Origin of the sequence: Oscillatoria sp. FACHB-1407 (genome assembly GCF_014697545.1) — a bacterium.
Taxonomy (GTDB): domain Bacteria; phylum Cyanobacteriota; class Cyanobacteriia; order Elainellales; family Elainellaceae; genus FACHB-1407.
The window spans coordinates 576,852-592,245 of record NZ_JACJSA010000002.1 but is presented as its reverse complement, the minus strand read 5'-3'; the positions used below and the strand labels follow the sequence as shown (position 1 = coordinate 592,245).

Sequence of the window (15,394 nt, the reverse complement as noted above, 5' to 3'; positions counted from 1 at the left end):
TGTTGAGGATGAGTGCCGCGAAGGACACAAGTGGTAACTCAAACAATGAGGCGTTGCATTAGAAGGCAATACCTAACTATTGATAGGATTTTATATCAAAAGTCTTTTATCGGGACAAGTGCGGTCTAGCACATTAGCTCCGTCTACAGGCAGATTTACTAATTCGGTCTACTGTAGCTCTCAGGTTGACCTTGCCATTAACCCGTACAAATCCGGCTATGATAGCGGTTAATGGAGTAATGGTTATATGGGAAGACAACGGTTACTTTTAGCCCTAATTTTGGTACTGTCGCTGGCAGCAGTTGGAGCGATCGCCAAGTTTCCAACGCGCCTGGGGCTTGATTTACAAGGCGGCACACAGTTAACACTTCAGGTCAAGACGACGCCTGCTGTACCGACGATTACCCCTGAAAAGCTGGAAGGAGTCCAGCAGGTGGTGGAAAATCGGGTCAACGGTCTCGGAGTCTCGGAGGCAGTTGTCCAGACTGCCGGAGAAGATCAATTGTTGGTGCAGTTGCCGGGGGTGAGTGACCCAGAACAGGCAGAGCGAGTGTTGGGAGGAACTGCCCAACTTGATTTTCGGACCCAACGTCAGGGCACCGAAGCGCAACTCGGCATTGAGTTTCAGGTTCGTCAGGAATTATTGGCAGAGCAAGAAAGGCTCAAGAATAGCACTGACCAGGGGGCGATCACAGAGAATCAAGAGGCACTGCGTCGCAGTGATCAGGCGATCGCCGCTTTGTTTGATAAAACCGAATTAACTGGAGACAAGCTCAGAACTGCCTATGCTGCACCCTTGAGTAATGGCAGCAATTCCTGGCAGGTTGGCTTAGAGTTTAACGATCAAGGGGCAACGGAGTTTGCAGACTTAACGAAAAGCATCGCCGGGACTGGACGCAGCTTGGGTATCTTCCTGGATGAACGGCTGTTAAGTGCTCCTACCGTGGAAGCCCGCTACGCTGAGACAGGCATTACCGGAGGACAAGCCAGCATCAGCGGCAACTTTGACAGTCAAGGGGCACTCGACCTCTCAGTGCAGTTAAGAGGGGGCGCACTACCCGTTCCTGTAGAAGTTGTCGAAAACCGTACAGTCGGTGCAACATTGGGACGAGACAGCATTCAACGCAGTATCTACGCAGGGCTGGGTGGGTTGCTGTTGGTGCTGATCTTCATGGGTATTTACTATCGCTTGCCCGGCATTATTGCTGACCTGGCACTGGTGATCTACGCCGTTTTGACCTTTGCTGTCTTCAACCTGTTGGGAGTAACCCTAACCCTACCGGGTATCGCAGGCTTTATTTTGAGTATTGGGATGGCTGTCGATGCCAATGTCCTGATTTTTGAACGGATGCGGGAAGAGTTACGAGCGGGCAAGAGCCTTTATCGTTCAGTAGAGTCCGGTTTTTACCGTGCGTTTTCTAGCATCTTAGATAGCAACGTAACAACTCTAATCGCCTGTGGGGCGTTGTTTTGGTTGGGGGCAGGCTTGGTTAAAGGGTTTGCTTTGACCCTGGCGATCGGGGTTGGCATGAGTATGTTTACTGCCATCACCTGTAGCCGCACACTGTTGCTCGTAGCCCTTAGTTTTCCGGGGTTGCGTAAACCTGAACTGTATTGCCCCAACCTGTCCAACCTTACTCAGGAAAAGGCATCCTCATGAAGTTAAACGTTATTAAACAGCGATCGCTGTGGTGGACTGTCTCCCTGGCGATTATCCTGAGCGGTCTAATCTCGATGGTCATTTCCTGGACGCAAATTGGCTCACCTTTGCGACCCAGCCTCGACTTTGTGGGTGGTACTCGTCTTCAGGTCGAGCGTGATTGCACCAACCCCGATAACTGCACAGAGCCGATTGACCCGGCAGCGGTGCGAGAGGTCTTAGCGCAACAGGGGTTAGCCAACAGCAGCATCCAGATTTTGGGTGAAACCCGTCAGGGCGTGTCTATCCGCACCACGAGCCTGACTCCCGATGAGCGGGTGCAACTCCAGTCTGCTTTGGCAGAAAACTTAGGTAGGTTAAATCCCCAAGCTATCCAGATTGACAGTGTTGGGCCCACGCTGGGGCGACAACTGTTTCAATCAGGCATGTTAGCTCTGTTTCTATCTTTTGTTGGGATTGCGGTCTACTTGAGCTTCCGCTTTCAGTTAGACTATGCAGTTTTGGCGATCGTCGCTCTGTTTCACGATGTCTTGATCACGATTGGTTCCTTCTCGATCCTGGGGCTTGTGCTGGGAGTTGAGGTTGATAGCCTGTTTATTGTCGCCTTGCTAACGATTGTGGGGTTTTCGGTCAACGACACCGTGGTGATTTACGATCGCATCCGTGAAACCGTCAAACTCAATCCCGAACGCCACATCAACGACATTGTAGATAGTGCGGTCAACCAAACCTTGACCCGGTCTATCAACACGACCCTAACGGTGTTATTTACCCTGGTTTCTATCTTTTTGTTTGGCGGTGAAACGCTCAAATACTTTGCTTTAGCGTTAATTATCGGCTTCACGATGGGGGCGTATTCCAGCATTTTCATTGCTAGCTCACTCCTCGCCTGGTGGCGAGAACGGACTGGGAAGCTTACTCCTGTGGCGATCGCTGATACTGAGGTGATCGACTCCCCCACCAACCCGAACGACGCCTGAGACTGAATATGGCTGACGAAGGCTCCCACCTGTTTGCAAAGGAGGGATACGATCCGACTTTCAGGCGACAGATGCAACGTCTGCATCACCTGACTGTTATGGGTCGTTGGTCTTTTGCGGGGTTGCTGTGGCTGTGCTTGGCTCCCATCAGTTTGTGGGGGCTACGCGCCGAGATTGCGTTATTGCGTGAATACTTTACGTGGGCAGCGTTGCGGTATGGGCTGATCTACAATCCGCTGCCTACGTTTGGTTTGTCACTCTGCATTGGCACGACCGTGGCTGTGTTGATCTGGCAGAGTTGCAATATTTTGTTTGGGTTGCCTCAACCACAGATCAAACGCCTGGAGCGGCAACTGATTCGGATCCGGGAGCAGGGTCCGAGTCACCCGTTGTGGAAGTGGGTTTGTGAAGAGAACCAGGGGGGCTAACGGTTATCGTCAGCGATCGCCACATAGGCTCCCAACCCGATCAGCGACCACCCGGTAAAGAGCCGTTGTCTGCGCCGAAAACGAGCATGAGTACGAAACCACTGCCCAATTGGACCCGCTAACAGAGCCACGATCGCGTCTGCGGTGGTGTTGAGGGCGATCGAGATGCTGCCCAGCAGAATGAACTGCGCGACGACATTTCCCTGGGGATTTACGAATTGGGGAATAAATGCCAGGAAGAAGAGAGCCGTTTTGGGATTGAGGATTTCGGTGACAATGCCCTGCCGAAATGCAAAGTGCATTGGTGTTGGGGGTGCATCGGTGTCTACCAAATCGTGATCTGGAGCCATCAGCGTTTGAATGCCTAGAACCACCAGATAAGCGGCTCCTGCCAGTTTAATCACTACAAAGGCAGTAGCAGAGGTTGTCAGAATAGCAGACAACCCGAAGGCCGCCGCAATGACGTGAACGAATCCGCCTACTGCCGTACCCGCTGAGGACACCAATCCCTCAACCCGACCTCCCTTGAGGCTGCGCGTCAAAACATAGAAAATTCCGGGGCCAGGAGTAATGGCAAGGGCGATCGCCGCTGTTAAAAACAGCCCAAATAGTGTTGCTTCCGGCATAAGGCAGTTCCCAAAGAGTACAGATTGCTCTCACATTATGGACATGCCTGCGTCTTTTCGTAAATTGTCATCGTCTCGTCTGCAACCCAGCCAAGCTATTACACCTCGATCCGTAAAAAATTCTGGTTGGTCAGGTTGTCTTTGAATAAAGGGTAGTGCCCTGGAGGGAAGGATGGTGGGAGGGTGTGAGAGTGCAAAATACCCACGCTTACCTCCTCTCACTCTCGCATTCTTAATCCCTATCCTTTCTTAAGTACAACTCGTCGTAAATAAGGGTGGGAATTTGGGGTGCAGGGGTGGAACCCCTGGCTGGGGGCGCAGCCCCCACACCCCCCTGGTTTTATTTCCAAACCCTATCTATGAATAGCAGTACTAAGGAATGGAAATTAAATAAGTTCGGTCTTTGGTAGGGGCGGGTTTTGCTGTCAAATCTATAACAGGGCACAAATAGGTCTGCTAAACCCGCCCGTACAGTTTGCGGATTTATTAAATTCACAATTCTAAATAACGTCAGTTCGGTTTAGGAGCCTGGCGAATGAATTTGCGGCTATTGGAGCGAAGTCCGCCGACGCGGACTGAGGTCTTAAACCTGCACTCATCAAGAGCACCCTGGTGGGTACTTTCAAAGCATTTTGAATTGCTTAAAGTGAGGTGCATAAAGGCCGAAACCTTATAAGCCCCCAAGGAGGGATTCAGTATGCCCCGCTTATTACACGGACAAATCATCACTCGTCAGGCATTTCGAGAGGCGATCGATGAAATTTCCAAACGCAATACGAATCCGCTAATGTTCACGGCGATCGCCCCTGGTGAACTGCAAGATTTTGACTTTTTGTTTCCCGAATTGCAGGATGATCCGGCGAACTTGTTACCTGAATCAACGGAAACCCGTAACAACCTGGTTCGCCTGGGCGCGACCATGCGAGATACAACCAACAATGCGGATAAGTTTGGGGATTCTGAAATTCCTGCGGCTTATACCTACTTTGGTCAGTTTGTCGATCACGACATCACGCTGGAAACGACATCGGCAACCCCTGCTCAACTGGTTGACCCCAATCTTAAACCGTTGTCTCTAGACACCATTCAAGACACGCTGAAGAACACGCGCACCGCAACACTTGACCTGGATAGTGTGTATGGCTTGCCTGCCCCGCGTGACCCCAATAACCGCTCTAAAATGTTGGTGGGCAACGTTACCAGTTTGAATGGCGAGGGGAAACCGCTGTTGCGACCTACTGGCAAAGGCGATGACAACGACGTGCCCCGTGAACCACGCAGTGATGACCCCCGGAGCGATCGCGCTGCGCTCACAGGTGACCCCCGGAATGACGAAAACCTGATCATTGCTCAATTGCATGTCGCATTTCTTAAGGCACACAACAAGTTAATTGATCAGGGCAAATCCTTTAGTCAAGCCCGACGCATTCTCCGTCAGCATTACCAATACATTGTGGTGCATGACTTTTTGAAGCGAATCGCTGATCCGCAAATTGTAGAAGCCACCTTGAAGTATGGCAATCAACTGTATAACGCACTGGAAGAACCTTTCTTTTTGCCGTTGGAGTTCACGGTAGCTGCCTATCGTCTGGGGCACAGCATGATTCGTCAAGCCTACGACTTCAACCTCAACTTCAATACCAGTGGTGAAGAAGGGACTTTTCCAGCAACGTTAGGATTGTTGTTTACCTTTACCGCGTTAAGTGGGCAAATTGGTAACACTCAAACTGGCGAAACAGATACCTTACCTGACAACTGGATTATTGAGTGGGAAAACCTGATCGATGCCGGAAAACCCTTTAACAAGGCACGCCGCATCGATACCAAACTGGTTGAACCGTTGTTTGAATTGCCCAACCTTCAAGGCAGACCTGAACCGGGTGATATGTCTCGCTTAGCGGTACGCAACCTATTGCGGGGTTACTTGCTGCGAATGCCGACAGGACAGGCGATCGCCTGTGCGCTTCAGCAAAAATTCCCTGAACGATATATGCCCGTCCTGTCTTCGGAGCAGATTGAGTTAGGGGCAAATAGCCAAGAGCAAGTGCAGGTGTTGCGCGAGACTGGATTTTTGGAGCGGACTCCCCTGTGGTACTACATTCTGGTTGAGGCAGCGGCGTTGAATGGGGGTCTACATCTGGGGCCTGTTGGCAGCACGATTGTAGCGGAAGTGTTGATTGGTCTGGTGCGTCGCAGTAAGGATTCTATCCTGCGTTATCGTCGCCCCTGGAAGCCTTCTCTACCCAGTACGAAACCTAATACGTTTACGCTGGCGGATCTGTTGCGCTTTGCCGAAGTGCTTGCTTAAGGGCTGGATTGGGGGGTTATATCCATTCGCGGTTTACACGCTATGGATTAATCCCCCAGATTAATCCCCCTGCTGACCGCTTCTCCCTTCTACAGCTGCGGTGTACACACAAGTTCCCTTAGCCCCCTAAATCCCCCATTCTGGGGGACTTTGAGCGGTAGGAGTACGTTTGGAGCTTCTTCGCCCCCTAAATCCCCCATTCTGGGGGACTTTGAGCCATATAAGACGGATCGGAAGTCCCCCATTTTTGGGGGGTTGGGGGGCAAATACAGGAGTTTGAGGTTGATACAGAAGATGTGTGTACACCGTAGCCTTACTACAAAGGGATACTTGATCTGACGCATCCTCACATTGGATTGGTATTGATACGGTTTAAACAAAAGCTATATCGGTTTGAACGAGAGTTACTTTCGTTTGAATGATTGCAGCTATTGCTTATATCTTTCTAGCTTTTGCTTAAACGAAACTTATACTTGTTTGAATGAGAGTTACTCTCGTTTGAATGATTGCAGCTAATGTTTATATCTTTCTAGCTTTTGCTTAAACGAAACTTATACTTGTTTGAACGAGAGTTACTTTCGTTTGAACGATTGCAGCTAATGCTTATATTTTTCTAGCTTTTGCTTAAACAACGCTTATACTTGCTCAAATCAGCGTTACTCCAGGTCAATTTTTTTTAACTTGCCTTCCCAGATCAACGAGTCGCGATTACCCCAAAGGGGGAACTGCTTCGCACCACCACTACATTCCAGATCTGCGACTTCTCGAAGAAGTCGCAGATCTGAGCACACAAAAGAACTATCGCTCTAACACCGTCATAAACTTGCCTTGAGCAAACGGAGCGGGCACAATCGGCATAAAGTGAACGCGATCGCTCACCAGTTGTTTGACATAAAACTCATTGATGGTGTGTTTCACCTGCTCTCGCGTCCCGATAATCCAAATCTGCACTTTTTCGGCAGGCGGAACAGGCAGACGTTCGTTGAACTCTGTAGTCATACTATTTGCCTCACTGAAGGAGATGAACTGTAGCGAAGAAAAGCTTAAGGCGTAGTTTCCTAACTACTTGTTTTGCTTCAGTAAGGCGATTGATCCTAAAATCAACACAGCCTAACCTCCTGCTCGCATCAGGAGTTAGGTTAGCTGGCTAGGAGTGTTACCAGCACTCCTAATCAGCGTTATCCTCACCTTAAGCTTGTCTACTGGAAATCCAGTGTTTCATAGAATAATCGAAAGGGTCATTGTAGACAAGCGTACTAAGAGAATTGTTGGGGGCGACCCTGGCGGTAACTGCAAAGCAGCACGATGGGAATGGAAGGCTTTACCCATCCAGTGGACTCCGTACCCCACGTCCACCCCGGTTCAACACATGGGTGTAGATCATCGTTGTCTTAACATCCTTATGCCCCAACAACTCTTGTACAGTACGGATGTCATAGCCGTTTTGAAGCAAGTGCGTTGCAAAACTATGGCGAAATGTATGGCAGCTCACCCGTTTACTGACTTTTGCCTGCCGTACAGCTTGCTTAATCGCTCGTTGTAAACCACTCTCATGCAAATAATGCCGACGGGTGATATGACTACGCGGATCACAAGATAGACGATCTGATGGGAAAACAAACTGCCATTCCCATTCACGCTCAGCCTTGGGATATTTTCGTTCTAGTGCATAAGGCAAATAGACTGATCCATAACCCTGGGCTAAATCTTGCTGGTGTTGCTGTCTAACGGATTGCAGATGAATCTGGAGGGGTTGAATTAAGCGATCGGGCAGCATTGTAACTCGGCACTCTCGACCCTTTGCATCTCGAATTCCCAGTTGACGTTGCCCAAAATCTACATCTTTTACCCGCAATGCCAGAGCCTCTCGCTGTCGTAATCCACTGCCATAAAGTAGCTGCACCACTAACTGATACGTACCCGTTAATCGTTCAATAATTGCCCGTACTTCTTCTGGTGTTAACACAGTCGGCAAGTATCGAGACTCTCTAGCTCGAAGTGCTTGAATCGGTTGTTCAAACTGAATCCCTAGAACGTCTCGATACAAGAACAGGACGGCACTGAATGCTTGATTTTGGGTCGATGCCGCGACCTTACCATCTACTGCTAAATGAGTCAAAAATGCCTCAATTTCTACCACCCCCATTTCACGAGGATGACGCTTATTGTGAAACAAAATGAAGCGGCGAATCCAGTCTACATAGCTAACTTCAGTGCGGTAAGAATAATGTTTGAGTCGAATCGCGTCTCGCACTTGGTCGAGCAGTTTTTTAGGGCGAGGCTGGTCTTCACTGATCATGGGAAATCGATCTAATTGGAATATTAGTACATTAGTATGCAAGCGAAGCTTATAGAACCAGAAAAAATGCTGAATAAAATCAGCACATTCTCTGAGTAAAGGTTAATATGCAAGAATCCGAATCCGCCTAACATCCCAATTTTCCAAATGGCGTGAAAAAAATTATTCTAATTGGGTTCTACAGGGGTATTAGGCTGCAAAAATCGATCTAATTGCCCGATTTTCCAAATAGCGTGATTTTTTCATCCTATTTGACCTATGAGGGGTATTAGGATGAAAAAATCACTCTAATAATATTGTTATACGGCTTGAGTTCCCATTAGGGGCATAGTTGCAAAGCTACTTGTTGAACTTCAAAATCGAGTTTATGTTCGACAAATGTTAAGAGCAGTATTATTAAGTGAGGTGAGAACTGTGTGTAGATGATCCGTGTAAATGTTCAAGGTTTGCTATTTTTATAGCGTTAAAAATATAGTGTTCTTAAGCTAGTAAAAAGATGGCATGGTTGTTATACGTGGCTACGCTCAGTGCGCGACATGCGGCGAAAACTATATTTTGCGAGCAGGGGTTGGTACTGAAAAATATCAACCTCACACTTTTGATTGCAAGTCATGTAAAATACCGATTTCAGTAATTATTAGAGCAAACCCACCTAATGCTCATTTTGAGCCAGATGAGAATGTAATTATTGAAGACAGTGAAGGTGAAAATGCGGTAGTTTTGAATCTGCATCCATTCTTTGCATTTAACGGTGAGGAAATCCATAATATAAAAGCATTTCCTTCTTTAATGTATGGTTCCAAAATAGCACCTTATCTAAGGCTTGTTCCAAACACAAATTTTTTAGGCATCCAGAGTCAAGACATAGCACTGCAATTTGATGTGCCAAATGCGAGTAATCTCTGGACTACAGTTAAAAATATATTTTTACTTCAAGAGAATCCGGCACAGGAGAAAAAGGTTAAGAAAGCGATTGAACATTACGAAAAGCAGCGTCGTAAATATTTCCCAGAAACAAGAGTGTCAAATTCTTCAGAAGTTGCGTTCAATTTTTTCGACAGCTTATTTTATCCAAAATTTGAGAAACTTTTAGAGCCTGCTGTCAAGTTAATATGGTTGATTAAACGTGATCATTCAGAAGGTTTTTCAGAGTTCTTAAAGTTTTATTTGACTAATTTGAGAGAACAACATTTAAGACAGTATCTTTCAATTTTTTCTGATTATTTCAAGATATATAATCAGCTAAGCCAAATGGTGGTGCATTCACGAATTGGCGATGAAGATGTTGATGATAAAATCGTTGGATCGAAGTCGTTTGAATCTGTGAAGTTATATTATGGTCAAGCCTATGAATCTCTCACAAGCTTTTTTGTAGTGTTTGCTTGCTTAAATAATGTTTTTCTTGGTAGAGCCTACGATCAGTTTCAATCAATGACATTAAATAAATACATAAAGGATGTGAGTAAGGAGAAAAAAGCTAATCCCTTTGAAAAAACACAATCATTTTATGCTTTTACGGATGGCTTAGACAGTACATTAAGAAACGGGTCGCATCATGCCTCAATATGGAGAGATGGGGAAAAGATTTTTTATAAAAGTGGTGGTACTGGTGCTCAGCGGGAAATAACATATAGCCGTTACCTTCATCTATGTAATAAATTAACAATTTCACTAGCGGCGTTGTTTATCATTGAGCTTAAATTAGGACAGGGTGGAAGATAGTTTTTAGGAAAACTAGGCTAAAAATGTGGGTTGATCGCCGTATAACAATTCGGGTGCAGCGGATTGACCAAAGCCGCTTGGGTTGGATGCAAAGATTCCGGCAACCGCTGACCCGAACCGTTAGCCCTCATTTATTTTGTAGCAGTACAGCTTTAGCTTTAGAATCCTTGAACTACATCTATGACCCTCTGTATTTCATACAAATTCAAATCTCCCAATGACGATATTCCTAGAGCAATCTGCTATGCGGATTCTCGTATTACTACTCTTGGGGCTAGTACCAAGGAAACTACTGTAGGAGGATTTCTACCGTCAAACGCAGAAATTAAACATCAAACTGATAGGGGTATTAAAATTCAGATAGTGTCTGCTGTAACGGATGGTAGTGAGAGTTACCGTGATTTCGTTTTTTCCATTGCTGGAGCTGTTTCTCTTGGGTTACAAAGCCTAATCCATTTAGACTCAGTTTTCAAAACGTTTTACGAAAATTACAGTTTTGAACAATATATTGATAGAGTCAAGATTACACTTCATGAATTTTGGCAAGATGCATGGGATCAAGAAATTGAATACTTGATGACAGCAACAGATGATAGTGGGAAAATAAGAATAATTTATGTTAGAGGAACAGAATCAGATTTAGTTTTAGAAGAGATTCAGCAGGAAGATGGATTACTTCTAGCTGTGATCGGGGATAACGCTGAAGAATCCCGTGAAACGATCCGACGAGAGACTAACTCTCTCATGTGTGTAGGAATGGAGATGAACTCAGCATTAGATGTGGCTTGTGTCCGCATGATGCGACGTGCAATTGAAGATCCAAATCAAACATTCATTGGGGGAAATATGCAAGCTTGTCTTTTGGTAGATAATAGTGCTAAGTATCTCACTCTAGATGATGGAACTAACTTATTGTTTCGAGGTGTCAAGTACTCAAGAGAGTGGCGTGATTATCCAAGAAAATTGAACACGTTAATAGAACGCCCCTCATTTCTAGTATCAAAAGTTGATCAAGATATGTACGATCCTCAAAAAAGTCTTCAAGAGATTATGGAGCAAACTAAAGTTTATTGAAGCTTAGGTCAAGCGCATAAAGTTACTCTGGTTTAGTTTGTCAGGGCTAACAATCCGCTTGCACACCGACCGTATCAAACTGGCTGGTTAAGAACGAAAGGCTACTAGCGGCGGGTGAAGCGGAACGTTAGCCTGCTTTCGCACTCATGTTACGGACGGGTGAGTAGTGCGATCGCCGCTCCTGTAAAGATGCGTTGCTGATAAGCAAATGCACCATTCTAGTAGGCATCCTCACATCAATGCCTAATTGAGCACTTACATGTCCCACTGCCGAAGACCTGCGATCGGGGATGGGGCAAAGGTGGTCTGTAGCAGTACGATCGCCCACAGATTAGATTTCCTTCGTCAACCTAACAACTCCTAAGCCGCTTACTTCATCCGGTTCAGTGCGATCGCATATTAACATCGCGGTGCAACGGATTGAAGGAAGCCGTTAGTGCTGAGTTTGAGGTTACTAACAACTGCTGACCACGACCGTTGGACTGCAAAGCTACAGCAATTCTCATTTTGAGACCAGTGGTTGCAATAGCCGATCGGGTAAGGACGCTCCACCGATACTCTGATCTAGATCGGTCATTCCTGTGTCGGTGGAAATCCAGGTTGCCAGACTGCTTGTGGATGGATTCCCGTTTGCACAAGAGTGATGAGCTACCCCACTGCCTCTGTCACAGAGGGAAAATTTTCATCATGAGAACTGCTGGCAAAGCTACCTGTTCTGGAATTGACACTAATTTGGTTGTATGGTGGCGATACTGTCATAAAGGAAATGAGCCATGCTGGACGCAGTATCCTTAGCAGAAGAAATTGTTTACGGTAAAGGCTATGTCATATTACCGGAGTTGTTTCCACCTCAGGAAGTTGCTGAAGCCAGATTGCAAATTCTTCAACTTGTCGCAAAACAGCCAGTAGGACGGCTTTTGAAGGTTGGTGAGCGATCGCGCCTATACAAGTTGGTGGATGAATCAAAAATTTTTGAGCAGATGGTGCAGCACCCACAGGTGATTGAGGTTGTGGAAGCAATTTTAGGAAGTGATATGACCCTTGGTGGGTTCTCAGCACATATCCTCTATCCAGGTGCTAGCAACATGGGAGCACATGTTGATTACCCTTATTTCACTATGACTCCTCCTTACCCAACGACCCCTGTGATGGAAGTTCAAGCAATTTGGATGATGGAGGATTTTACGGAAACTAACGGTGCCCCTCTATTTGCGGCAAACACTCAAAAGCTTTGTCAATTCCCAGATCCCAAAAGGTTTGCGGAATTAGCCCATAAAGTGATTGGAACAGCAGGCTCGGTTATTCTTTCCCACGGACTCTGTTGGCATGATACATCGATAAATTCCTCAAAGGAACCGCGTGTTTCGGTACTAGGAAATTACAATCCAAAGTTTATCCGACCATTGGAAAACCCTGCCCCTCAGATGTCACCAGCATTCCTAGAGCAAGCTAGCCCAAAGCTTAGGCAGTTACTTGGCTATGAGTTCCAATCTGCTATTTTTAAGGATGTGCAGAGGTTGCAGACCAACAGGTCTAGTGCAACAGATTGAAGGGAGCGACTTGTGTTGCTACAAAGGTACTAGAAACCATTCAAATTTTGAATATAGTCAACGAAACTTAGTCCTGTGATTCACAGATAGGGTTTGGAGATAAAACCAGGGGGGTATGGGAGCTTCGCCCCCAGTCAAGGGTTCCACCCCTGCACCCCGAATTCCCACCCCTATTTACGATGAGTTGTACTTAGTGCGATCGCCGCTCTTGTAAGGTGCGTTGCTGATCAGCAAACGCACCATTTTAGTGGGCATCCTTACATTAAATGCCTAATTGAACAATTACATGCCCAACTACCGAAGACCTGCGATCGCGGGTGGTACTTACTTTATTACCCAAGTCACCTACCAACGCCAACCCTGGCTATGTACTGACATTGCCCGTCATGCATTACGCACAGCAATCAACCGAGTGAGGCAAAATCACCCCTTTTTGATTGATGCCTTTGTGCTGCTGCCAGACCATTTTCACAGCTTGTGGACATTACCTCAAACCGACAATGATTTTGTCAACCCGTCTGCGACTGGTCAAAACCTATGTAACGAGGCACTATGGAAGCACTTTAGGACTCAACCTAGAGGTTTCAGCCTCTCGAACCAAGCGCAAAGAGCGAAATCTCTGGCAGCGTCGGTTCTGGGAGCACTTAATTCGAGACGAAGCAGATTTTGCTCAGCATTGTGACTACATCCACTACAATCCAGTTCGTCATGATCTCTGTCAAGTTCCTCAAGCCTGGCAATTTTCGAGCGTACATCGATTCATTGCTCAAGGGGTTTATCCGCTAAATTGGGGTCATCAACCAATTAACTTAGATCTAGATGCAAGTCGATATGAAATCTGATGGTGCGTTTGCTTGACCGCAACGCACCCTACAAGAGCTTCATTCGCTTCAGTGCGATCGCCTGATTAAATGGGTGCAAAAGTAATATCATTCAACCAGGCAGGAGCAGACCTCCCCGGTTTGGAGAAATTGCAAGGCAAGTAAAGACTCGCCATGACTCAGCCAGAGATCAGGACAGTGTCTTGGGGATTTTGAAGGTGCAGGTTGAGAACCTCGATTATAGGTACATGGCGAATTGGGCAGACACATTAGGGATTTTGGATGACCTGCAACAGGCATTAACAGAGGCAGGGCTATGAGACGCTCTACCTCACCCCCGCCATCAAACCACCCAGGCGATCGCGGGTTGCCTGAGCAATCTCCAGCGTTTCCACTAACTTGCCTTGAAACATCACCGCCACCCGGTCGGAGAGGGTGAGAATCTCATCCAGTTCCGAAGAGATGAGCAACACGCCCATCCCCTGACTGCGGGCTTCGACAATCCGATTGTGGATCAGTTCGATCGCCCCAATATCAACTCCGCGAGTGGGTTGGCAGGCAACCAGCAAGTGTGCCCCCCGCGATAGCTCTCGCGCCATTACCACCTTTTGTTGGTTACCCCCAGAGAGCGAACCCGCCGCATAGCGAGGATTTCCCGGACGGATATCAAACTCCTCGATTAAACGAGTTGCTTGACGCGCGATCGCCCCCTCTCGAATCAGCAGACCCTTGGCTAAAGGCGGTTTGTAGTAGGTGCACAAGGCAATGTTATCGGCGATGGAGTAGGGCTTGACCAGACCATTTTTACCCCGGTCTTCGGGGACATGCGCCAGTCCTGCCTCGATCAACTCACGCGGCGTTGCCTGGGTGCGCTCTTGCCCCAGAATTTCGACTCGTCCTTTGGCGATCGCCCGTAAGCCTGCGATCGCCTCAGCGAGTTCAGTTTGTCCATTGCCCTGCACCCCGGCAATGCCAAGAATTTCTCCGGCTCGAACGGTGAGGTCAACGCCATCTACCGCGATTTGTTGGCGATCGTCTAACACTTGCAATCCGCTGATTTGCAGCACAGGTTCCCCGGCTTGCAGGGGAGGCTTTTGCACTTGCAGAATCACCTTGCGTCCCACCATCATCTCAGCCAGGAGGGCTTCAGTGGCATCAGCCGGATTTACCGTGCCGACCATCTTGCCCTGCCGCATCACCGAAATGCGATCGGCGATCGCCAACCCTTCCTTCAATTTGTGGGTAATCATCACCACCGACAACCCCTGCTGAGCTAGCAGTCGCAGCAGTCCAAACAACTCAGTGCTTTCAGCCGGAGTGAGGACAGCCGTCGGCTCATCCAGAATCAAAATCCGTGCCCCTCGATACAGGGCTTTGATGATTTCAACTTTCTGCTGAATCCCGACAGGTAAGTCACCCACCCGTGCGTTGAGGTTGACCTTGAGGCTCAACTGATCCGCCAGGTCTTGAATGCGGCGTTTGGGTCTGGCGCGATCGAGCACCCCCAGATTCCGCAACCAGCGAAACGGTTGCTGCACCTGTTCTACACCCAGCACAATGTTCTCTAACACCGTGAAGACGGGCACCAACATAAAGTGCTGGTGCACCATCACTACACCCTGTCGAATCGCATCCTTAGGACCATCAAAGTGAACAGGTTTCCCCTCCACTCGAATCTCCCCTTCATCAGGTCGCTCTAATCCATACAGGATGTTCATCAGAGTCGTTTTGCCTGCCCCATTTTCACCCAACAGAACGTGGATCTCTCCGGGCTTGACCGTGAAATCAATGTCGTCGTTAGCAACGACTCCCCCAAACCGTTTGGTGATGTGAGCGGCTTCCAGCACAGGCGACACGGTTACCTCGTTAGCCATCATTGGATGCACTCCCTGTAGTCCCCCTGACCCAGGGAGATGGTGACAACCG

General features: G+C 47.6%; 15 protein-coding genes. 9 read left to right on the top strand and 6 right to left on the bottom strand.

The annotated features are described in order from the left end of the window. Window positions 1–247 precede the first annotated feature (247 nt). Genes secD through H6G89_RS05715 form a run of 3 tightly spaced genes read left to right on the top strand, consistent with a single transcriptional unit; the run spans window position 248 to window position 3,068 of the window. Window positions 248–1,660, top strand: coding sequence for a protein translocase subunit SecD (gene secD / locus H6G89_RS05725; protein ID WP_190504285.1), 1,413 nt, complete (start codon window positions 248–250; stop codon window positions 1,658–1,660). Next, window positions 1,657–2,640: a protein translocase subunit SecF gene (gene secF / locus H6G89_RS05720; protein ID WP_190504284.1), complete on the top strand. Its 984-nt coding sequence runs from the start codon at window positions 1,657–1,659 to the stop codon at window positions 2,638–2,640. The genes secD and secF overlap by 4 nt, the downstream gene beginning before the upstream one ends. An 8-nt stretch (window positions 2,641–2,648) precedes the next feature. After that, on the top strand, window positions 2,649–3,068 hold the full coding sequence (locus H6G89_RS05715) for a hypothetical protein (protein WP_190504283.1): 420 nt from the start codon (window positions 2,649–2,651) through the stop codon (window positions 3,066–3,068). Here the strand turns inward: H6G89_RS05715 and H6G89_RS05710 are convergent. After that, a complete protein-coding gene (locus H6G89_RS05710) occupies window positions 3,065–3,694 on the bottom strand; it encodes a LysE family translocator (RefSeq protein WP_190504282.1) in 630 nt (209 codons plus the stop codon). The two genes, H6G89_RS05715 and H6G89_RS05710, sit on opposite strands and share 4 nt — an antisense overlap. Window positions 3,695–4,229: 535 nt before the next feature. Here H6G89_RS05710 and H6G89_RS05705 point away from each other — a divergent pair. Both H6G89_RS05705 and H6G89_RS05700 read left to right on the top strand, forming a co-directional pair. Next, window positions 4,230–4,370, top strand: coding sequence for a hypothetical protein (locus H6G89_RS05705; RefSeq protein WP_190504281.1), 141 nt, complete (start codon window positions 4,230–4,232; stop codon window positions 4,368–4,370). A gap of 21 nt (window positions 4,371–4,391) precedes the next feature. After that, the gene (locus H6G89_RS05700) at window positions 4,392–6,002 is read left to right on the top strand and encodes a peroxidase family protein (protein WP_190504280.1); all 1,611 of its coding nucleotides are present in this window, start codon (window positions 4,392–4,394) and stop codon (window positions 6,000–6,002) included. Window positions 6,003–6,800: 798 nt separating this feature from the next. On the opposite strand, the gene H6G89_RS05695 is transcribed toward H6G89_RS05700, so the two are convergent. Next, window positions 6,801–7,001: a hypothetical protein gene (locus H6G89_RS05695; RefSeq protein ID WP_190504279.1), complete on the bottom strand. Its 201-nt coding sequence runs from the start codon at window positions 6,999–7,001 to the stop codon at window positions 6,801–6,803. A gap of 322 nt (window positions 7,002–7,323) precedes the next feature. Then, complete coding sequence (locus tag H6G89_RS05690; protein WP_190504278.1) at window positions 7,324–8,301, bottom strand: integron integrase; 978 nt, start codon at window positions 8,299–8,301, stop codon at window positions 7,324–7,326. A gap of 501 nt (window positions 8,302–8,802) precedes the next feature. Between H6G89_RS05690 and H6G89_RS05685 the strand changes: the two genes are divergently transcribed. After that, on the top strand, window positions 8,803–10,023 hold the full coding sequence (locus tag H6G89_RS05685; RefSeq protein ID WP_190504277.1) for a hypothetical protein: 1,221 nt from the start codon (window positions 8,803–8,805) through the stop codon (window positions 10,021–10,023). Between the two features lie 180 nt (window positions 10,024–10,203). Then, window positions 10,204–11,097 (top strand): hypothetical protein, encoded by an 894-nt coding sequence (locus H6G89_RS05680; RefSeq protein WP_190504276.1) that lies wholly within the window; start codon window positions 10,204–10,206, stop codon window positions 11,095–11,097. Window positions 11,098–11,224: 127 nt separating this feature from the next. On the opposite strand, the gene H6G89_RS05675 is transcribed toward H6G89_RS05680, so the two are convergent. Continuing rightward, window positions 11,225–11,425 carry a hypothetical protein gene (locus H6G89_RS05675; RefSeq protein WP_190504275.1) on the bottom strand — a complete coding sequence of 67 codons (201 nt, stop codon included), beginning with the start codon at window positions 11,423–11,425 and terminating at the stop codon, window positions 11,225–11,227. Window positions 11,426–11,480: 55 nt separating this feature from the next. Further along, entirely contained in the window at window positions 11,481–11,603 is a 123-nt protein-coding gene (locus tag H6G89_RS35590; RefSeq protein ID WP_255519370.1) for a hypothetical protein, read from the bottom strand. A gap of 267 nt (window positions 11,604–11,870) precedes the next feature. Between H6G89_RS35590 and H6G89_RS05670 the strand changes: the two genes are divergently transcribed. Then, the gene (locus tag H6G89_RS05670) at window positions 11,871–12,647 is read left to right on the top strand and encodes a phytanoyl-CoA dioxygenase family protein (protein ID WP_199336536.1); all 777 of its coding nucleotides are present in this window, start codon (window positions 11,871–11,873) and stop codon (window positions 12,645–12,647) included. 440 nt (window positions 12,648–13,087) lie between these two features. Next, on the top strand, window positions 13,088–13,489 hold the full coding sequence (locus H6G89_RS36585; RefSeq protein ID WP_441339440.1) for an REP-associated tyrosine transposase: 402 nt from the start codon (window positions 13,088–13,090) through the stop codon (window positions 13,487–13,489). Between the two features lie 305 nt (window positions 13,490–13,794). On the opposite strand, the gene H6G89_RS05660 is transcribed toward H6G89_RS36585, so the two are convergent. Continuing rightward, complete coding sequence (locus H6G89_RS05660; protein ID WP_190504274.1) at window positions 13,795–15,345, bottom strand: ABC transporter ATP-binding protein; 1,551 nt, start codon at window positions 15,343–15,345, stop codon at window positions 13,795–13,797. Window positions 15,346–15,394: the final 49 nt, after the last annotated feature.